Below are 21,085 nucleotides of genomic sequence, written 5' to 3'. Positions count from 1 at the left end.
ATTGATAATTGATAATTGATAATTGATAATTGATAATTAAAATTCGAAATTTGATAATCTGATTTCCAATTTCGAATCTCTGAGTATTATCTGATAATTTTTATGTGAGAGCGTTTGCGCAGAGATTCAAGCCATGATTGAAATTTTTTGTCAACGATCTCTTTGTAAAGCTTTTCCTGAATTTCAGGAGAGGCTTCCTCCAACGATTTGGCCCGGGCATCTCTGATTTCCTGAACAAGAAATATCTGATAGCCCAGATCCGTATCAAGCACAGGTGTGACCTCACCGGCTTTCATTCCTTTCAGGGTCTCCCGAAGCTGGGGAGAAAGCACGTCATGGCCGAACATCCCCAGGTCGCCTCCTTTGGCTGCTGCTGATGACTGAGAATATTTTCTGGCCATATTTTCAAAGGGTTCTCCGGTTTTTATTTTTTCAAGCATCGCGTCTGCTTTTTCTTTTATCTCAAGTTTTCCTGTCTCATCGGCAAGTGAAGGTATTTCCAATAAGATGTGCCGGAGATGATATTTTTTCTCTCCCTGGTATATTTCGCTGTGGCTGTCATAATAGGATTTTATATCCTCTTTGGTAATGACGATTCTGGATCTTATTTCCATATTGACCAGCTTGCTTCTGAGTATCTGCTCTCTGATACGCTCACGATACTCCTCCATGGTCAGGTTTTGTCTGGCCAGTCCCTTCCTCAGATCTTCATCTGTATAAAAATTTGATTCCTTGATACGCTCGATGGTCTTATCTATTTCTTTTTCTTTTACGCTGATCCCGAATCGTTTTGTTTCCTGATCCGTAAGTTTCTGATCAATGAGATGGCTGAGTATATCCTCCCGGACTTTGAAAAGCGCCGCACGCTCTTCCTCTGATGAAAGTCCGCGTGACTTTATATTTTCAGCGTAAGGCTCAAACATCTCGTTCAGTTCGGAAAGTGAAATAATATCATCATTCACGATGGCAACAATACGATCAACCAGTTCAGCTTTTCCTGAAGTAGCAAATAATCCAAAGAAAATAAACGCACAAATAACACGCAATACGATTTTTTTCAATAAGTTATTCAAGTATCTGATTCTCATTTTAATTCCGAGATGATCTGGCGGACGATGTGTGGTGAAACCCGCCAGGAGTTTTGGTTATAAAATTGGCGGCATTGCCGGGCATGTTCCGCCGTGAGCTGATTATAAATCAGCTATCTTCTCCCATTCCGCTTTGTTGATTTCAATTGTATATTTTTCCTCAAGTTTTTTTATCCACAAGTGATAAGCTTCTTCTGTTTTTTCTCTGTACAACCGGCCTGCCAGCATTTCATTCGTATCTTCTGTTTTCTCTTCTGATTCTGTGGCTGAATCATCGGCTCTGTGATGTTCTTCCCTGTAATTTGCAATCTCCTCTGACGTTATGGTGATCTTTTCCCCCAGCTCTCTGGCAATCACCTTCTCCATGAGCAGACGAATTTTCAATTCATTTTTCCAGGAATCAAAAGAAATGGCAGACTCAATCAGGACCTTCTTAAACATCCCCTCGGGATAGCCTTTTTTTATATCCGCGACAGCCGCTTCAAGTTCTGCGTCAGAAATTTCAATATGAAGCTCTCCGGCTCTTTCCAACAGAATCATTCTTTCGGTCATCTGCTTCAGAACTTGTAAGCGAACCTCATTTGCATAATCAGCATTCTGCATCATATCCGTTGGATAAGCTGTTTTGACGATTTCAAAAGCCTTTGTGAACTCAGGCACTGTCATCACATTGCTCCCGACCCGAATTAAAAATTTACCCTTTTCCTCGGAGGTTCGGTCAGGACATCCTGATATAACACAAATTGCCAGGAACACGCCTGTCAGGATTGCCAATTTATAAAGATAATTTATCATTTGTGAAAGTGTCAGGTGTTAAGTGTTCGGTGTTAAGTGTTCGGTGTTAAGTGTTCAGTGTTCGGTGTTAAGTGTTAAGTGTTCGGTGTTCGGTGTTAAGTGTTCGGTGTTAAGTGTTCGGAACAAAAAAAGTGTCTGGTAATTGAATTGTTCACATAGGCTCTGCTTTTTTTGTAAAAGAGATATCAGAAAAATCAAAATTTTAATTATTAACACGATGTGCAATTTGTTTCAAGATATTTTTGGTCTGAACCAAAGAACTCCCGCGTTTTGAAAGGCTGACTTTAAGCATATGGTCAGATGTGAATCTGAAGCGATCCTGGTCTGAGGTGATCATGTCAATGATTCCAAAGGGATTTTTCTGATGCGTTTCTGAAAAATAACATAACAGGTGATTTTCTGTGAGATCAAGCCGTTTTACTCCTGCTTTTATTGACAATACTTTCAACATGATCTTTAAAAGAAGATTGGCCGCCTCAGCAGGCAAAGTTCCGAAACGGTCTGTGAGTTCCGCTTTGAATTCTGCAAGTTCCCGGAGGTCCGTCATTTTTGCCAGTCGCCGGTATGCTGAAAGACGCTGGTCAATGTCAGGGATATAAGATTCAGATATGAACGCGGACATATTCAGGTTGATTTCCGGTTCCAGGGGGTCTGCCACAGGCTCGCCTTTTAATTCAGATACAGCATTTTCCATGAGCTTCAGAAACATATCATAACCGACCGCGGCAATATGGCCGGACTGGGATGCTCCAAGGATTGTTCCCCCTCCCCTGATCTTGAGATCACTCATGGCAATTTGAAATCCCGCGCCAAGATCACTGTGTTCCATTAACACTTTCAGACGTTTCCGGGCATCTTTGCTCAACGTGCTTTCACTGGGGATAAAAAGATACGCATAAGCCTGCTCATCTGCCCGCCCCACCCGTCCGCGCAACTGATAAATCTGGGCCAGACCAAATCTGTCCGCCCTGTTAATAAGAATGGTGTTGGCTGAGGAAACATCCAGCCCGGATTCAATGATGGTGGTGCATACCAGCAAATCTGTTTCTTTGTTCATGAACCTGAGCATCACTTTTTCAAGTTCTTTCTCATCCAGCCGGCCATGCGCGACATCCGTTTTCACCCCGGGGACCAGTTCTTTCAAATGGGCGGCCATTGCATAGATTGTATTAATATTGTTGTGTACAAAAAATACCTGCCCGTTTCTGCCCAGTTCCTTTTTTATGGCTTCTGAAATAATGACATCATCAAATTCGGAAATATAGGTGATAATGGCGTGACGCTGTTCAGGCGGCGTTGAAATAATACTGATATCCCGTATTCCCATCATGGACATGTGAAGCGTCCGGGGAATCGGGGTCGCGGTTAATGCCAGAACATCCACGGTACTCCTTATTTTTTTCAGCTTTTCCTTGTGCTTGACGCCAAACCGCTGCTCTTCGTCAATGACGATAAGCCCGATATCTTTAAAACTGACATCTTTCTGAAGCAGTCTGTGAGTTCCGATGACAATATCCGTTGTTCCTTCTTTAAGACTGTTTGTAATTGCACGCTGCTCTTTTAAAGAGCGAAATCTGCTCAGGCACTGAATATTTATAGGATAACGTTCAAAACGCTCGGAAAACGTCATAAAATGCTGTTCAGCAAGAACAGTGGTGGGAACAAGGACAGCCACCTGTTTGCCTTCGTTTACTGCCATGAGGGACGCGCGCAGCGCCACTTCTGTTTTGCCATATCCCACATCACCGCAGACCAGCCTGTCCATGGGAGTCGGGGCCTGCATATCTTCCAGTACGTGATTGATGGCGTTGAGCTGGTCCGCGGTTTCTTCATATGGAAAACCTGCTTCAAAATCTTCAAAAAAATCATTTGGCTTCCCATACGCATGTCCTTTTCTGACTTTGCGGGCCGCATAGAGCTTCAGCAGGTCTCCGGCCATCTTTTCCACAGATTTTTTTACTTTGCTTTTCACCCGTTCCCATGATTTGCCCCCCATTTTGTCCAGAACAGGCTCAATGCTCTCCAGTCCCATGTATTTCTGGACCATGCTCATCCGATCCACAGGAAGATAGAGCTTGTCATTGTCTTTATAGGTCATCAGAAGAAAATCATTGATGATTCCGTCTAATGTCAGCTTTACAAGACCTTCATACCGCCCAATGCCATGTTCGGCATGAACAATAAGTTCCCCTGTTTTTAATTCTGCATAATCAAGCAGCTCAGTCTGAACCTTTTGCCGGGGAATTTTTTTTCTGCGGTATCGGGTGCCGAATATTTCATCTTCTGTGATAATGGCAACAGACTCATCCGGCCAGACAAATCCTGATGAAATTCGGCCCGGACATGCCCAGACAAGCCCTTTGCCGCGTTTGATATCGGGGAATGTCTCAGCAAATTCGAGCCGGATGCCATAAGGCTCAAGAAGTGATTTTAGGCGATCAATCCTCGGTCCTGTGCTGAACGCAAAAACGGTGACGTATCTGCACGCTTTTTTATCCTTTATCCAGTTGACAAGCGGCAAGAGAACATTCTCTTTTTCTTTGTAATTTTTCAGTTCCGTACTGATATCGGTGTTGTCTGAAACTTGAAACTGGAAACTGGAAACTGGAAACTGGAAACTGGAAACTGGAAACTGGAAACTGGAAACTGGAAACTCGGAACTGGAAACTGGAAACTCGGAACTGGAAACTGGAAACTGGAAACTTGGAACTCCTTTTTCATTTTCATTTTCATGTTCCGGCTCGGGGGATTTTAACACGGGCAGGGCTTTGAGTGTCAGGGAACTTTTCCGGGCAAGCATTTCTTTTGCTTCTGACCAGTTTAAATAAAGGGCTTCCGGCTCAACACAAAGTCTGCCTTCATTACGGGCAGTCATATAATTGTTAAATGCCTGCTTTCGGGATGCTTCCGCTGCCGCGTCCAATTCATCCGGTTCTATGAGGATGAAAAGGGCATTGTCCGGTGCGTAATCAAAAAAAGTGTCAAGTGATGGGTAAATCAGTGAGATCAGACTTTCAATGCCTGGAAATGCCCCTTCATTTTTGATACGGTCAATAATATCGCTGACTTTGTTCGGCTGAAGATCAAACGTGACTGCCTGCCTTTTTATCCGGCTAATAAGCTGATCCATGTTTTCCATTTTCAGAACAGCTTCCCGGGCCGGAAGGATAACTGCCTCTGGTACAATTCTTTTGGTTCGCTGGGTTGCAGGTGAAAAAAATCTTAAAGAATCAGCAGTGTCACCATAAAACTCTATTCTGAGGGGATCCGGATAGAGTGGGGAAAAAACGTCCACAATTCCCCCTCTCACGGAAAAATCCCCTGGTTCTTCCACAATAACGGACTGAACATACCCGCCGGATATCAGTTTTCTGATTAAAAAATCCCGGTCAATTTCCTCACCTGCCATCATCAGTTCTGCATAATCCCGTAATTCCTGTTTTGGAATAAGTTTTTGCAAAACAGTTTCAGCAGTTGTCACCACGATTGAAGGAGATTCATCTGCTGCCAGTCCGTAAAGCACACGGATCCGATTTGCCGCAGTTTTATTATGGTAGGAAAGAAATTGAAATGGCAGAATATTATAAGGTGTGAAACATTTTATGGGGAATTCTCTTCGCCCCTGGGATCCGATCCGGGAACAAAAGAAATGCAGGTCTTCTGAAAATTTTATTGCATGTTTTGATGAAGATACAATTATAATAATGGGTATGTTATGTTCCTGATACAATCTGGATATAAAATAAGCCTTGTCAGATCCGGACAGCCCTGAACATTCGAAAACATGGCGTCTGCCGGGAATTTCATCAATAATGAATCGGAGTGCTTTTTTTTCTTGATTTTTGTTCATAGAAACGCTAAGGTCGTTTTTATTGTTATGCCGGCGTAGCTCAGGTGGCAGAGCAGCTGATTCGTAATCAGCAGGTCGCGGGTTCAAGTCCCATCGCCGGCTCCACTGAAAATAAGGGATTTTTACCACTTGTTCCCACCTCCCGGTGTCAGAACATAAGGTAAAAATCCTTTGTTATTTGGTCTGTACTGAATTTTGTTAAATGAGAATAATATTACAATCAGGTTATTGTCAACACCATACAATAAAATTGATAACCGTATGTTTTTTTTAAAATTCCAGTGAACCGAGGCCGTGCTTTCGGACCCTGCTGAATTTCAAAATATTATCAAATCAGATAAACATATCAAAAAAGTATTATAAACTTCAAGGCTCATTTACAGAAATCATTTCATTAATATTATTTTAATCCCTTAACATCTTGACATTTATCCAATATCCATATAAATTAAGATAATTTTGTACTGGTACCCCGAAGAATAAGTAAGCACCCGGTCAAAAATTCTGATACATTTTGCATACGACCATACAGATATCGTATGCAGGACATACACAATATAATCCTTTAATAATAAAGGGATATGACGATTGTTCGTTCCCGGAATGTCAGAAAAATGCCCACGGGGCTTATGTCATGATCAAGAGGAGGATACAAATGGCGTTAACCAAGAGTGATATCGTAGCAAAAGTACATGAACTGGGTTTTACCAAAAAAAAGTCTATTGATATTATCGAAGGCCTGCTGGAAATTATTAAAAGAGAACTGGAAGAAGGAGAAGATGTTCTTATTTCCGGATTTGGAAAATTTTGCGTAAAAAATAAAAAGAAACGACGGGGACGAAATCCCGCCACAGGTGAAGATTTAATGCTGAGAAAAAGAAGAGTTGTCACATTCAAATGTTCCGGAAAATTAAGAAACAAGATCAATCATCCGGAACAATCCGACAATTAGAAATTTTTTATATGAAAGTGACTGAAGTGAGCTAAAGTGACTAAAGTTAAAAGTTCTTTCATGCTTCGTTGTGAGCGGACCGCTCGTGGCCGTTTATAAGATATTAAAAAGCCAGTTTCTGATTGCTTAAATAAAGATCGGGGCAGGGTGGGTAAGGCAATAGCACTTACCCACCCTTTGGTTTGGCAATTGCCGGCAGGGGACAGTGAATGTGCCGGACAGGTTTCCACGCAGAACATGGGATAGGAAAACGGGGCGCGGGAACAGGAAATTTTTTCCATCTGGTGAAATTATTTCATTTTGTCGGTCACACTCAAAATCTGAGTGTGACAATTTTTGCCACGGCCAGTTACATGCTGTCGAATCTGACATTAACTGAAGGTATAAAACCCGATTGCCACATCATAAGCCTTGTCAATGGGATTATTTGGGTCTCTGGAACAAAATTCGGTACCAATATAAAGACCGGATATTTTCTTTATAATCACTTCTTTTTGAATCCGTGTATGTTGCGGGTTATCTAAAACAAACTGTACGACCAGTTTGTCACCCACTTTCAGACGCCTTTCCTCTGTTAATTCGAATTTCAGACCAGAACGTGACAGATCTCTTACTGTCATTGGCATCTTTTTTTGATTCAAAAAATATTCTCCGGGTATGTTCACATATTTTCGATAATATTTCCTTCTTTCCAAAAGAACGGTCTGAGAATATCCGCACGCGCATGTGTGTTGTATCTTAACGACTTTGTTGACTTGCATCTGATCGGAAACATCCGCAGTTGTTGCCTTGTTACATTCGGGACATACGAATGTGGCAAGATTATCGTTGTTTATGAAAACCTTTTTTGTTTCTGTCATTTCAATGATCCTGAATTTTAATTTGATTATCAGATAAGATAGTATTTAAGAAAATATTCGGGGACAGATCGGACGGAGCGCGCAGGTGATGCGGCTGCTTCACTGAGCCTGTTTTTATGGCTTTATGACAGGCAATCCCGAAAATACTTTCTTAAAAGCTATAAGTATCCGGACATATATTTTTCGGTTTTTAAATAAATTATCCGACTGACATATTTTTGCGAATATCAGCATAGAATTTTATTTTAAACAGACGCGTGACAGCTTTTTACCAAAAATCAAATTAATCATTTGATTTTATTAATTAAAAAAATGAACATTCACCTGAATGTCAGTTTTATAAAAATGTGTCAGGAGTCCGTTAAAAAACATATTCGCACTAAAAAAGGCCAGGTTCGGATGGACAAATCCGAACCCGGAGTTCCGGAATCTGCCCTCACAGCAAGACATGAATATTTCAGAATTTTCCCTGATATCTGACACCTGAAACTTCATACTTCGGTCTGCCGGGATTCTATTAACTCCGCGTGCAAAATATAATGCGCAATAGCCATATCATAGGCCTTGTCAAGACGGGTTTTCGGTTTTCTGGGATTTGCGGTAAATTCGGTACCAACATGAACTCCGGGCATAGCTCTTATGACAACCTCTTTGATGATCAGTGTCTTATTCTTGTCATTCAGGCGAAATTCTACCAGCAGTTTGTCGCCGATTCTCAGCTCATTTTTGACCTTTGATTCAAATCCCAGACCGGAGCGCGACAGGTCTTTTACCATCATTGGTTTTTTTACCTTTTCTCCGTTCCAGAAGTAAAATCCGGGAATATTCACTTTTTTCCGGTAATGCTGCCTTCTTTCCAAAAGTACAGCGTGAGAATACCCGCAGTTTTTGCAACGACATTTTATTCTGACTGCCTTGTCAATATTTTTATATTTGGAAACATTTGCAAATACGGTATTTTCACAATTCGGGCATACAAATTTAGCCATCTCATTGTTATTTATAAAAACCGTTTGTTTTGTCATATTGATCACCGTAAGAATTTTGAAAATATCCGTTCGATAGCCTTTACAATTCAATGAGTGGAACCGTTTGGCGAATGCCGAATATCATATCATAACCAACAATTTTATTAAAAAAGATTGCCTATTCGAATTATTTTTTTTGATAACGAGTGGTTAGAAGCCCGGCTGAATATCTGTCTCATTCCCGAACTCCGGTACCCGGGAACAATCTGAGATTCGCATTTTTTTAAAACTCATATCGGTATTTCACAGGGGAAACACCGTCAATATGAATCTGTGTTTACTGATCTTAAACTCAGCAGCGTCCGGACAAGAACAACACATCGAATTAAAATCAGTCAGGTGCGATGATTTTAGTTTACTGATTTGAATTATCTGAAATTCCAAATGTCTCCCATAAAAGCGTTTTCTGCCCATTAAAGGTTCCCGCAGGTTTGGAAGACACATCTTTATAGGTATAACGTGCAATAGCCATGTCATAATCCTCATCCGCTCGTTTTTTTGATTTTCCGGGAAGGTTAAAAAATTCAGTGCCAATATGAAAACCTGGCGTGGATCTTACAATCACTTTTTTTTTGATCAATGTGTTATCCAAATGAAACTCCACGAACAGCAGGTCACCGATTTTTAATTTTTTTTGTATTTCCGGTTGGAATCCCAGACCCGAGCGGGAGAGGTTTTTTACGGTCATCGGCCTTTTAATTTTTTCCTGATTCCACCTGTACAGTCCGGGGATATTGACTTTTTTCCGGTAATGCTGTCTTCTTTCCAGAAGCACGCTATGATAATGCCCGCAGGTTTTACAGTGGCATTTTATTTTAACGGCCTTGTCAATGTTTCTGTACTGAGAAACATCTGCGACAACGGTAATTTTGCAATTCGGACATTCAAATCTGGCCATTCCGTCGTTATTTATAAAAACTGTTTTTTTTGTCATTGTCACCACCCTGAATTTTTTATCTGAACAAACGCGTGCGAAAATTTTATTTTCACATGCTTTCAGATTGCGGCAGTCAGTGTCAGGAATTTGAAATTATATAAAGGAGAATCTGAATCACATCTTCCGTTCCGATCCTTTTATCGGCGTTTATATCTGCCCCCATATAGACATCCCCTGTTGTAAAACCTGTCATAATCTGTAGGGCAAGAACAGCATCCCTCAGATCAACACTCCCGTTATAATCCACATCCCCGGCATCAATCGTGACCGTAAGACTGACCCATGCGTCCTCGGGCGCATAGCCAACATCATTGCTTCCGTTCCATCTGAAACTGTCCTGGCCATAATAGCCGGCATTGGGATAGTAGGTCAGATTGTCCAAATCGCTGACAGGAATTTGCTGACCTGCTTTTACATTACTGGCGCTCAGTTTCAGTGTTCCGTTGGCAGGCAATGACGTAATTCTGACGTTGTTCAGTGTGTCTCCGGTGAACTGTCTGCTGAAGTCGGTCCCGGAAAAAGTGAGAGGAGGTTTTTTGTTTATGACCTTGTCAAAACCTGTCGCTCTTATGGCCCTGATCGTTACCGTGAAGGTATCAGTTACTGTTTTTTCATTGGATGTGGCCTGAATGCTAATGACCGCTGTGCCGATCTGATTCTCCTGATAATCCAGTGTGAGTGTGTTGCCGATGATGCTTGCGGAGACCAGGGAGGGCCTGCTGTTTGACAACACAGATTTCTCAATTAACAAATCTTCGTTATCAATGTCCGTAAATACGGTGTATAAAGAGACGGAAGTGGTTCCTTCATGATCATTGACCACCATATCCTTTATCGGATTCGCGATCACCGGCGGATCATCTGTTGGATTCACTGTCACAGTGAATATATCTTTGACTGTCAGACCTTTTGAGGATCCTTCAATCACAATATCCGCGCTGCCGTACTGGTCTTTCTGGTAATCCAATGTCAGCGTGTTTCCGTCAATTGTTGCCGTAACCAGACTGAAATTACTGATCGGAAGAACAGATTTGCTAATCGCGTCATCCTCACTGTCAACATCTGTAAATACGTTACTCAGGTCTATTATCGTATTTGGCCCGTCCTCATCCGCTTCCACATCTTCTATGGGGTTTGCCACCGTGGGCGGATCACTCACCAAACTGACTGTGATGGTAAACGTATCTTCTGCATATTTGAGATTTGAGGTGCCCCGGATCACAATTTCTGCCTCACCGCTCTGATTTTCCAGTAAATCCAATATCAGTATATCATTATTATCCTCGCTGATGATTGCCGTAAGCAGATCAGGGTTGCTGTTCGAGACCACTGATTTTGTGACAGGGTCATTGTCAGGATCTGTAAACACATGAGTCAGTTCTATTGCGATGTAAGGGTCATCTTCAAACGCGATTCTGTCCCGGATTTCAGATGTCACGCTCGGGGGCTGGTCAGTAAATTCAAAGGCTCCCATATCACAGGCGTTCTCATGCACGGCCTGGGGCCGTGTCACGCCGTCCATGTCAGGCGTTGAACAGCCAGCACCTGCGTCAATGGCCGGAGATCCCGGTTTTAAGTGAAAATTGCCCTCCGCAGAGTCAGCAAACAGCGGGTCTCCGTTTTTGTTGCCAGTACCGGGATAAACAGTTTCGGGATTCTCATCATAAACAAGGCTGTAAGTAACACCGGGAGACGAGGAACTGTTGCCAATCTGCCCGGTATTCCCCCATAAAATACTGTTGGTGATCACAGGTGAAGCAGAAATGTTATATATTCCGCTGCCGCCGGATGCGGTGTTTCCATAAAAGGTGCAATTTGCCACACGGGGAGAACGGGTGTTATTGCACATTCCGCCCCCATATGAGGTTGCAGAATTTCCATTGAAAATGCAGTTGGTCAGTACTGGCGAACTCGCGTCATTGTAAATTCCGCCCCCGTTTGTGGCAGTGTTTCCATTAAAGATGCAGTTGGTCAGCACCGGTGAACCGGCGTTATTATATATCCCGCCGCCGTTTGTCGCGGAATTTTCGCTGAAAACGCAGTGGGTCATCACTGGCGAACTGCTGTTATTGAACATCCCGCCCCCGTTTGTGCCGGTGTTTCCGGTAAAAATACAACGGGTCACTGTGGGAGAGCCTGCGTCATTGTATATTCCGCCTGCAACCCCGCTGGTAACAGTAAAACCATCCAGAATGGCCGTGTTATTCACACCGCTCCCGGTCACCGCATAACTGCCGTTGCCTCTGAGCGTGGTGAGATTGGTTTCCCAATCCCGCTCATCAGGAAATGTCTCTGTTCCGTCAAAGCCGCCGTAAACCGCCACACCGCTTCTGAGTTGAAATCCGGTTCCGCTGTCCGGTGTGTAAGTGCCTGCTGCCACCCAGATTTCCTTTGCATCAGCCTGAGCAAGGGCATCTTGCAGACGGGCGGCATTATTCCAGGAATCGCCTTTGCCAGTTTCAAGCGCGTCTGGTTTTACAAAAATTCTTTTAAGACTAAGCCCCTGGTATTCAAACGCGCCCATGTCGCATCGGGTGCCGCTTCTGTAATACCCGCGCTGGTCAGATTCAGCAGGATTGCCAGCCATGTCATAACAACTCCCGGCATCAATCGCAGGGGAACCGCTCTGCAAACCATGGGTCTGAGTGGGGCCGCCATTGTTCGCGAGAGAAGCGAGTTTAGGATCAGTGGGACTGGCAGAAGTCCCTGCCAGATCATTTTCCTGAAATATGGCTGTGCAACCGGATCTGTTTCCGATAAGATTGTAATCCTCAGACGTAAGCGGGCCATAGCAATCCGGACCTCTCACATCCGAAGCTGTGTTACCCGCGAGGATGGTATTCCTGAGAGTGACGTTATGGTTTTGGGAAAGGATATATAATCCGCCGCCCATGCTGCCGGTGTTCGCTGTCACAGTGGCATTTTCCAGTGTGACCGTGCTGTTGCCGACATAGATGCCCCCGCCGTTCCCAGCCGAATTTCCGGTGATGTTTCCGCTCACCGTGCTGTTCTTCAATGTTGCCGTGCCGTTGTTCACATATATGCCGGCACCTTCTCCTCCGCCTCTGTCGCTCTCAATCTCACCGCCGTCGCCGGTGACATTTCCGCTGACAACGCTGTTTTTCAGGAACACCGTGCCATTATATATACAGATACCGGCACCGCTGCCCCCGTCTCCGTCTCCGCCATAGCCGCTGTCACGGCCGGTGACATTCCCGCTTACAGTGGTGTTTTCCAACATGACCGCGCTTTGGCTGTTCACATAGATGCCGCCGCCGTCGCCGCCGTCGCCGCTGCTGCGATTGTAATTCCCATGGCCTGTGGCATTTCCGGTCACAGCGCTGTTTTCCAGCGTCACAACCCCGGCGCTGTCAACATAGATGCCGCCGCCATTGCCGCCGTCATAGCTGTCACCGCCGTTAAAATTCCCCTTGGAGGTGGTGTTTCCGGTCACGGCGCTGTTTTTCAGCATGACCGCGCCGTCATTCACATATATTCCGGAACCATTGCCGCCATAATATGTGTTTTCAGTGTCCTCATACCCTGTGGTATTACTGCTCACCGTGGTGTTTTCCAGGGTGATCGTGCCGCTGTTCACATATATGCCTGCACCGTTGGCTCCGTAGTTGCCGGTGTCGCTGTTAAAATTCTTATTGCAGACCATGTTTCCGGTCACCGTAGTGTTTTTCAGCACGACCGCGGCCGTGTCAGCATATATTCCGCCGCCGTCACTGCCATCAGATAATTTGCCGTTGGTCACTTTGATTTGCTTCAGTTGGGCAGTGACACCGCTGTTAATATAAAAGATACGAAAGTCAGGCGTATCCGGCTGACTGCTTCGTTGAATGATGACTTCCCCGGTACTGCCGTCAATGGTCACATTTTTGTTAAGCGTCAGTTGTTCACTGGTGAGGGTCACAGTTCCCACATTAAAGTTAATGATATCTCCCGGTGCTGCTTCGGCAATTGCCTGTCGGAGAGAACCTGCCCCGCTGTCATTGCCATTGGCCACGGTGATGGTCGCGGCACAGATCAGGGGAACAGACATAACATTCAGAAGTCCTGATAACAGGAATGCCAGCCCGCAGACAAAAATAAAGCTTTTGGCTATTCTGATGTGTTGCTTTTTTTTCATGAGATGTTCCCCTTTTTCAGAATTATGCTTAACTATTGAGATATTGTTCACGATTTTTTAAAAAATGTCCTTTTTAATATATAAAACATTCTTTTTTTTAAAGCAAGATTTTTTCATTGTTGCAAAAGGGTTGTTCTGAACCAGGACACAGTCTCTTTGATAAATTCTTTCTGATGAATTTCATCGCTTATGCGGTGGTCCCCTTGTCTTTGTATGATCAGTTTTTTAGGATCCCCGGCTTTTTCCCAGATTTCCCGGGCATGGGAAACCGGGACAACATCATCAGCATCACCATGAAATATCAGGATATTGCGAATCATCGAAAGTTTGTCAGAAATATCAAACTGGAGATTTTTTTTATAAAACAACGTATCCGGCATATTTGAATTTGCTGAGTTTTCAATGGCGTTAATGGCTTCGATATCAGAAGTGATGCGTACAGGCGCGGCCACTGTCACCAGTGAATCAACATCAAGAACGCTTGCCACGGTGAGGCAGGCCGCACCGCCCAGACTGCTCCCGAAAAGCCCTGTCCGGTTTTCCGTGTCATTTCCGGATCGCAGGATTTTTATTGCGTCTGTCAGATCATTACATCGGGCTTGCAGGGATGTCACATCATTAAATACCCCTTCGCTCTGACCGCAGCCTCGGTGATCAAATCTGAAAAAAGCAATACCGCACTGGTTACATGCCTCGGCCAATGCAATTTGTTTCGGAGAGTCTCCGTCGCTGAAAAGGCCGTGAGAGCCGATCACAACAGGAGGCCGGGGAACCGGAGGCAAATGAAGGGTTCCGTTCAGAAGAAAACCATCAGATGAAAAAGTGATTTTCTTGCAAACTGAGTCTGTTTCTGTTTTATTTGGCATATAATCCTCATAGGGTATCTTTATGTAAAGAATACCGGTTATTATTCAGAACTGCTCTGAATAAGCATTAAGACGCATCGGTCATAAACAAGTATCAGAGTTTTTTTCCTGACACTTCACACCTATAATACAACCATCAGATAAGTTGTTTACACATCATTCATTATCAATTTCAGGCTGTGCAATAAAAAAAATTATTGATGAACAGGGAGTGAAAATGATAAAAGGTCATATCCTAAATTGAGCAAGCCGTCGGTTTTCAGGATATTATGACAGAACAGCATCCTGTATGGCAACCAGGAGAATGGCAGCCGCAGACGCGCGCATCCGATAAAAACGGAAAGCTGAAGACTGACCACTGAATTGCTATGATTATATAATATAATGGATAATGATCAAGACTATTTTTACAAAAAGAAAGCCGTAATTCAGTTTTTCTTTTTTGAAAAAGAAAGGGGGACATGAGATTTCCGAGTTTTTGTCGGACGGGATAATTTGCCTTTGCCGGACGGGCTTACAAACCTCGTCCTGACACCTAACACCTAACACTTAACACTTAACACTTAACACTTAACACTTAACACTTAACACCGAATTACAGAAAGGAGTAAAAAATGAAATTCAGCAGTCGTCTTACAGAATTATCTGTCAGTCATTACAAACCCATAGCCTTCGGACTGGTCGCGGTTATGCTGTGCATCGCGCTTGTGGCAGCTTTGCCCTCTGTATTTCCCGGAGTTTTCAGATTTCTGAATCCGGTTCAGGTGGATACGGATCCGGAAAACATGCTCGGTGCGGATGAGCATGTCCGTGTGTTTCATCATGAAATGAAAGAAAAGTTCAGCCTGAACGACATGGTTGTGGTAGGTGTTGTGAATGACACACATCCTGAAGGCGTGTTTAATCCTGAGTCCCTTAAAAACGTTTACGAACTGGCTGAATTTGCCAAAACCCTCAGATGGACGGAACATGGCAAAGAAATCGGTGTCATTGAGGTTGATCTGATTGCGCCCTCTGAAGTGGATAATATTGAACCCGGAGAAGGGATGATCAAATTTGAATGGCTTATGAGACAGCCCCCGGAAACCCAGGAAAAAGCCACTGAAATCCGGGACAAGGCCCTGAGAATTCCCTTTCTGAGAGATACATTGGTGTCCAGCGTGGGGGATAAGCCGGGGATGGCTGTGTGCCTGTATCTGCCGCTGACCAGCAAGGACCTCAGCTATCGGGTCTATTCTGCCCTGAATGACAAAATTGCCACGTTTCCGAAAAACAATGACAAATTTTACATTACGGGCCTGCCAGTTGCGGAAGATACCTTTGGCGTGGAAATGTTTATTCAGATGGCGATTTCCGCGCCCGCGGCCATGGTGGTGATTTTCATTCTGATGCTGTTCTTTTTCCACAAGCTTGTGCTGATCGTTTCCCCGCTGATTGTCGCGCTGTTGTCCGTGATCTTCACAATGGGAGCATTGATTATTGCCGGATTCCCTATCCATATTATGAGCAGCATGATTCCCATTTTTATCATGCCCATTGCGGTGCTGGATTCCATCCATATCATCAGTGAATTCTTTGACAGGTATCAGCAGACAAAGGACAAAGTTCAGACCATTGAAACCGTCATTGATGAGCTTTTTATGCCCATGCTTTACACCTCCCTGACCTCCGCGGCCGGTTTTGCCTCCCTTGCCATGACTCCGATTCCGCCGGTTCAGGTTTTTGGCGTGTTTGTGGCCGTCGGAATTCTGATGGCGTGGATACTGACTATTGTTTTCATACCTGCTTATGTGATGTTTATTCCCGCGGAGACGCTGGAGAATTTCGGAGCGGTTCATGATCATGAAAAAGGGGAGACCCATGCCGGTATCATTGACATATTTCTGGGCTGGGTTGGAAAATTTGCCTATAAATGGGCAATGGGCATTCTGACGCTGGCAGGAATTCTGATTCTTATCGCCGGATATGGTATCAGCCTGATCAACATTAATGACAATCCGGTCAAATGGTTTACCCCGTCCCATCCCATCCGCGTGGCGGACAAGGAGCTGAATAAGTATTTCGCAGGAACTTACATGGCTTATCTCGGACTTTCAGCAGGCGAGGAAGCATGGGAGCCTGAGAAAACTGCAACGGAATTCGCAAATGCCGCAAAAAAGCGGGGTCAGGAACTCACCGCAGATTTTCCTGAAGCTTCGGTCATGGTTTTTAATGAACTCGCGGTCATGGCGAAAAAAACGCAGGCAGAGAACAAAGATGAATTTTTTGACAAACTCTCCGAAGCTGCCGGAGACAAATCGCCGACAGCAGAAGGTGAGGCATCTTTTGCCTGGGATGAAGCTGCATTGTTTGTGGATCAGCAGCGTCAGAAAGGGGAGATTTTCAAAAACCCCGAGGTGCTGAATTATCTTGTTTCTCTGGATGAAGTTATGAGAGACACGGGAATTGTGGGCAAATCCAATTCTCTGGCCGATGTGGTGCGGACCGTTCACCGGGATCTGCTGTCAGGCAAAGCAGAGGATTACCGCATCCCGGATAATCATCGCATGGTCGCGGAATGTCTGATTCAGTATCAGAACAGCCACAGACCCCATGATCTCTGGCATTTTGTCACACCGGATTACCGAACCAGCAGTCTGTGGGTCCAGCTCAAAAGCGGCGATAACAACCAGATGCAGAAAGTGGTGGATGCGGTGGATGACTTTGTGCAAAAGAATCCGCCGCCCATGTCTCTGAAACACGAATGGTTTGGCCTGACATATATCAATGTCATATGGCAGGATAAAATGGTGACAGGGATGCTGGAGGCGTTTGGCGGGAGTTTCCTGGTGGTCTTTCTCCTGATGACGATTTTGTTCCGCTCCGCGTTGTGGGGATTTCTGAGCATGATTCCCCTGACCATCACCATTGCCCTGATTTATGGGATTGTGGGCATTGTGGGGAAAGATTATGATATGCCAGTGGCCGTGTTGAGCAGTCTGACCCTGGGTCTGGCGATTGATTTTGCCATCCATTTTCTGGCACGCTCCAGAGCGATGTACTGGGAGCATGGGTCATGGGAGAAGAGCATTCCCACGGTGTTTGGGGAACCGGCCCGCGCCATCACCCGTAATATTGTCGTGATTGCCGCGGGATTTCTGCCGTTGCTTATGGCTCCGCTGGTTCCGTATAAAACCGTGGGCGTGCTGCTGGCAACGATTCTTCTCATCAGCGGGATCACTACGCTGGTGCTGCTGCCTGCTCTGATTCGTGTGCTTGAAAAACGGCTTTTTGTGAGAGAGGAGCCGATGGATGCCTCGTGCAATTGCTTCACCTGCGGCATCTCCGCATTTGCCGCGGTGGCTTTTATTATCCTCAGCATCGCGCCCTATGTTCCGTGGAAATGGACCACGCTGACGTTTATCGGCATCGGGATTGTTCCGGTTGCAGCGGTGATTTGCGGCGCGCTGAGTCGGCGGGAGAAGTGTAAGATAAACAGTTAATTTTCGGATATCCGAGCGGGAGGCTGGGGCTGGGGTGATGAAACTGTCACAAACCCGGCTGATAATTGCAATCCCATTTTTCTGATTATAACGGATTCGGGGGAGGCCCGCGAATATGACATCGGATTTAAGGATTTACCGGATATTCCGGGCCGGGACATCCGTCTCATCCTCCTGTCCGCTGTCATATTGCCCGATACCGCGGAAAAAACCCCGGGCCTCCCCAAAATCCGTTACAATCAGCCATTTTTATTCCGCATTTTTTTATGATTTAAAAATCAGGCAGTTAAAAAATTCGGGGAACAAAAACGGGATCAGCTTTTTCAGAGCTTTGGAAACATTTTCATCACCCCGGGCTGGGGCTAAATTTGAGATAGGAGATCAGTCCCGGCCGAAAATAAAGCCGAGGGATCAATTCACGGGCTGAAAACGAGAGTAGGCCTGAGACATTTCTTTCGGAGGTATGAAACTTCTCTTTGGCAGACCGTGACGAAGCCTTGATTGTCAACAAATTTTCCATATCCGACCCCGGACTGTGTCCCATCGCATAGGTCTGTAAGTTTTGACGTTTTGATAAAATGAACAAGTTATCTGCTGAATTGTCAGTGACTTTTGATTAGTATAGTTCTTATTTATTTAAATTACAATATGTTATCTTGATAACATCAGCATTTGCAGACCTGTCCGCAACAATTAATTTCCTGATTTCTGTTTCTCAATTTTTACGGATCACTTTCTCCAGTTCCCGAATGGGTATTTCCTCCACAATGGCGTGACCAATAGCATCGAGTAAGACAAAATTGATATGCTCCCCTTCTCTCTTCTTATCTTTTTTTAAGGCATCCAGGGCGTTTTCCCTGTCAGCTTCAAGGCGGGTCGGAAGTTTCAAGTTATGGAGAAGCGTTTCAACGCGTTTCGCGTCTTCTATTGCCAGACAGCCCCGGTTCACGGATATGGCACAGGCCGCGACCATGCCCGCGCTGACGGCTTCCCCGTGACGGACATGGGCGGTTTTCTCAATGGCATGGCCCAAGGTGTGGCCGAAATTGAGTTTTCTGCGCTCTCCTTTTTCCTTTTCATCCTGGTTCACAACAGATGATTTGATCACCACCGAGTCACAGACCAGTTTTTCGATGACCTTGGTGTCGAGTTCAAGGGCCGCTTCATGATTTTCCTCAAGAAATGCAAACAGGTCCGGATCTGCAATTGCCGCGTGTTTGACGATTTCCGCAAAGCCGCACAGTCGTTCGGATTCTGGCAGTGTTTTCAGTAGATTAAGATCACATATGACAAATTCTGGCTGATTAAACACGCCCACCATGTTTTTATACCCTTTGAAATTGACACCGTTTTTACCGCCGACACTGGCGTCAACCTGAGAGAGCAGGGTTGAGGACACAAAACCGAACCGGACCCCGCGCAGATAAGTGGATGCGACAAATCCGGCAATATCACATACAATTCCCCCGCCAATCCCCACGATGAACGCTGACCGGTCTGCTTCAAGGTTCACGAGTTTTTCATATATGAACTGAACTGTGTCCAGCGTCTTTATCGCCTCCCCCGAGCCGATTTCAATCACCTCACAGGGCGGGAACTCCTTTTGGTAAAGACGCCTCACATTGGTATCTGTGATAATCACAGTTTTTTCCACAGGAATATATGTTTTCAGATTTCGGAGCCTCTCTCCGATCATTATGGTTGAATCACCGCCGGAGCCGTGAATTTCAAGAGTTTTCAAAATATTTTCTCCTCATCGTGTTCATCTCAGACGAAAGAACCTGTAATTTCAGTGAATCGAAAAGTTTGGGGAACAGCTCTGTTTTGCTCGGTTCGGATTGACAAATCCGAACTGAAACTGTCGGATTTGTCAATCCGACAGAAGCGGTTCTGATCTGTTGATCAATGGCCGTTTTCTTCAGCCCGGAACGTGCCAAAAATGGAGCGAACCTGCTGACACAGACGCTCAAACTGATACGGATAAAGCGACTGTCCCCCGTCACTCAGGGCCTGCTCAGGTGCATGATGCACTTCCACCATCAGACCATGAGCCGAAACGGCCACGCCTGCCCGGCTCAGGGGAATCACCTGGTCCCGGCGTCCCGCGGCATGGCTGGGATCAATGATAATGGGAAGGTGGCTTTCCTTACGGACCACGGGGACCGCTGAAAGGTCCAGCGTATTCCGGCTGTGATGCACAAACGTTCGGACACCCCTTTCGCAAAGAATGAGCTGGGAATTTCCTCCTTCAAGAATGTATTCCGCGGCCATGAGCCATTCATCAATGGTCGCGGCCATGCCCCGCTTCAGAACCACAGGCTTTGACGAGTGTCCCGCGCGTTTCAGAAGACTGAAATTCTGCATATTTCGTGTGCCAATCTGAATAATATCAGCATATTGTTCTACCAAATCAAAGGTTTCATGGTCTATGACTTCGGTGACCACCGGCATTCCGGTGGTTTCCCTTACCTTTGCCAGAATTTTCAATCCCTCCTCTCCCAGACCCTGAAAGGAATACGGAGATGTTCTCGGTTTAAACGCGCCGCCTCTGAATATATGGGCTCCGGCCCGCTGAACATGCTCCGCTATGGTCAGGGCCTGCGTTTCACTTTCAATGGCACAGGGCCCGGCTATGATTGTGAGATTTTCGGCTCCCAGGGATACATCACCAATGCGGATGACTGTGTCTTCAGGATGAAATTCACGACTGACCAGCTTATAGGGGCGTGTGACAGGAACAACGTCCTTAACCCCTTTTAACCCGAGAAAAAAGGAATTGTCAACAGCTCCTTTGTTATACAGAACACCGATGGCTGTCCTGTCTCCTCCCGGAATCGGTTTGGCCACATAACCTCTGCTTTCAATGGCCTTTACCACAGCGTCAATATCTTCGGGTGTTGCTTTGTGATTCATTACAACTAGCATTATTATTTCTCCTTTTTTATATGAAACTCTAATTAATAAGAAATAAATTTAGTTCGTTATCTGAATAAAATAATTGCCGAATACGGATATTCAGAGTAAAAAAACACTTGTCCCGTAGTCTCCGAACGACTTTTTAAAATATTTCCGCACTTCTTAAAAAATGAGGC

12 protein-coding genes and 1 tRNA gene are annotated in these 21,085 nt (G+C 45.0%); 3 read left to right on the top strand and 10 right to left on the bottom strand.

Annotation, left to right across the window (positions count from 1 at the left end):
- Positions 1 to 86 precede the first annotated feature (86 nt).
- From dnm_RS12315 to mfd, 3 genes are all read right to left on the bottom strand, one after another.
- Positions 87 to 1,088: a peptidylprolyl isomerase gene (locus tag dnm_RS12315; RefSeq protein WP_207682945.1), complete on the bottom strand. Its 1,002-nt coding sequence runs from the start codon at positions 1,086 to 1,088 to the stop codon at positions 87 to 89.
- Between the two features lie 102 nt (positions 1,089 to 1,190).
- A complete protein-coding gene (locus dnm_RS12310) occupies positions 1,191 to 1,883 on the bottom strand; it encodes a SurA N-terminal domain-containing protein (RefSeq protein WP_207682944.1) in 693 nt (230 codons plus the stop codon).
- Between the two features lie 202 nt (positions 1,884 to 2,085).
- Positions 2,086 to 5,733, bottom strand: coding sequence for a transcription-repair coupling factor (gene mfd / locus dnm_RS12305; RefSeq protein ID WP_207682943.1), 3,648 nt, complete (start codon positions 5,731 to 5,733; stop codon positions 2,086 to 2,088).
- Positions 5,734 to 5,762: 29 nt separating this feature from the next.
- On the opposite strand from mfd, the gene dnm_RS12300 reads away from it, so the two are divergent.
- Together dnm_RS12300 and dnm_RS12295 are read left to right on the top strand one after the other, a co-directional pair.
- A tRNA-Thr gene (locus dnm_RS12300) sits at positions 5,763 to 5,838 on the top strand.
- 550 nt (positions 5,839 to 6,388) lie between these two features.
- Positions 6,389 to 6,685, top strand: coding sequence for an integration host factor subunit alpha (locus dnm_RS12295; protein WP_207682942.1), 297 nt, complete (start codon positions 6,389 to 6,391; stop codon positions 6,683 to 6,685).
- Between the two features lie 371 nt (positions 6,686 to 7,056).
- Here the strand turns inward: dnm_RS12295 and dnm_RS12290 are convergent, their stop codons facing one another.
- The 5 genes from dnm_RS12290 to dnm_RS12270 form a co-directional block, all read right to left on the bottom strand.
- A complete protein-coding gene (locus dnm_RS12290; protein ID WP_207682941.1) occupies positions 7,057 to 7,545 on the bottom strand; it encodes a PilZ domain-containing protein in 489 nt (162 codons plus the stop codon).
- Between the two features lie 491 nt (positions 7,546 to 8,036).
- On the bottom strand, positions 8,037 to 8,570 hold the full coding sequence (locus dnm_RS12285; RefSeq protein WP_207682940.1) for a PilZ domain-containing protein: 534 nt from the start codon (positions 8,568 to 8,570) through the stop codon (positions 8,037 to 8,039).
- 358 nt (positions 8,571 to 8,928) lie between these two features.
- Positions 8,929 to 9,507 (bottom strand): PilZ domain-containing protein, encoded by a 579-nt coding sequence (locus tag dnm_RS12280; RefSeq protein WP_207682939.1) that lies wholly within the window; start codon positions 9,505 to 9,507, stop codon positions 8,929 to 8,931.
- Positions 9,508 to 9,589: 82 nt separating this feature from the next.
- The gene (locus dnm_RS12275; protein ID WP_207682938.1) at positions 9,590 to 13,645 is read right to left on the bottom strand and encodes a choice-of-anchor Q domain-containing protein; all 4,056 of its coding nucleotides are present in this window, start codon (positions 13,643 to 13,645) and stop codon (positions 9,590 to 9,592) included.
- 113 nt (positions 13,646 to 13,758) lie between these two features.
- The gene (locus dnm_RS12270; protein WP_207682937.1) at positions 13,759 to 14,511 is read right to left on the bottom strand and encodes an alpha/beta hydrolase; all 753 of its coding nucleotides are present in this window, start codon (positions 14,509 to 14,511) and stop codon (positions 13,759 to 13,761) included.
- A gap of 614 nt (positions 14,512 to 15,125) precedes the next feature.
- On the opposite strand from dnm_RS12270, the gene dnm_RS12265 reads away from it, so the two are divergent.
- Positions 15,126 to 17,993, top strand: coding sequence for an efflux RND transporter permease subunit (locus dnm_RS12265; protein WP_207682936.1), 2,868 nt, complete (start codon positions 15,126 to 15,128; stop codon positions 17,991 to 17,993).
- Positions 17,994 to 18,708: 715 nt separating this feature from the next.
- On the opposite strand, the gene aroB is transcribed toward dnm_RS12265, so the two are convergent.
- Entirely contained in the window at positions 18,709 to 19,734 is a 1,026-nt protein-coding gene (gene aroB / locus dnm_RS12260) for a 3-dehydroquinate synthase (RefSeq protein WP_207682935.1), read from the bottom strand.
- A 161-nt stretch (positions 19,735 to 19,895) separates the two neighbouring features.
- Positions 19,896 to 20,918 (bottom strand): 3-deoxy-7-phosphoheptulonate synthase, encoded by a 1,023-nt coding sequence (aroF, locus tag dnm_RS12255; protein WP_207682934.1) that lies wholly within the window; start codon positions 20,916 to 20,918, stop codon positions 19,896 to 19,898.
- Between the last annotated feature and the right edge of the window lie 167 nt (positions 20,919 to 21,085).

Source organism: Desulfonema magnum, from assembly GCF_017377395.1.
GTDB classification, from domain to species: Bacteria; Desulfobacterota; Desulfobacteria; order Desulfobacterales; family 4be13; genus Desulfonema_C; species Desulfonema_C magnum.
Note: the sequence above shows the minus strand (reverse complement) of the source record. Positions and strands in the feature narration are given on the sequence as shown.

Excerpts from the sequence above, each read along its gene's own strand:
- dnm_RS12315 (WP_207682945.1), bottom strand. The coding sequence starts at position 1,088 with ATGAGAATCAGATACTTGAATAACTTATTGAAAAAAATCGTATTGCGT.
- dnm_RS12310 (WP_207682944.1), bottom strand. The coding sequence starts at position 1,883 with ATGATAAATTATCTTTATAAATTGGCAATCCTGACAGGCGTGTTCCTG.
- mfd (WP_207682943.1), bottom strand. The coding sequence starts at position 5,733 with ATGAACAAAAATCAAGAAAAAAAAGCACTCCGATTCATTATTGATGAA.
- dnm_RS12295 (WP_207682942.1), top strand. The coding sequence starts at position 6,389 with ATGGCGTTAACCAAGAGTGATATCGTAGCAAAAGTACATGAACTGGGT.
- dnm_RS12290 (WP_207682941.1), bottom strand. The coding sequence starts at position 7,545 with ATGACAGAAACAAAAAAGGTTTTCATAAACAACGATAATCTTGCCACA.
- dnm_RS12285 (WP_207682940.1), bottom strand. The coding sequence starts at position 8,570 with ATGACAAAACAAACGGTTTTTATAAATAACAATGAGATGGCTAAATTT.
- dnm_RS12280 (WP_207682939.1), bottom strand. The coding sequence starts at position 9,507 with ATGACAAAAAAAACAGTTTTTATAAATAACGACGGAATGGCCAGATTT.
- dnm_RS12275 (WP_207682938.1), bottom strand. The coding sequence starts at position 13,645 with ATGAAAAAAAAGCAACACATCAGAATAGCCAAAAGCTTTATTTTTGTC.
- dnm_RS12270 (WP_207682937.1), bottom strand. The coding sequence starts at position 14,511 with ATGCCAAATAAAACAGAAACAGACTCAGTTTGCAAGAAAATCACTTTT.
- dnm_RS12265 (WP_207682936.1), top strand. The coding sequence starts at position 15,126 with ATGAAATTCAGCAGTCGTCTTACAGAATTATCTGTCAGTCATTACAAA.
- aroF (WP_207682934.1), bottom strand. The coding sequence starts at position 20,918 with ATGCTAGTTGTAATGAATCACAAAGCAACACCCGAAGATATTGACGCT.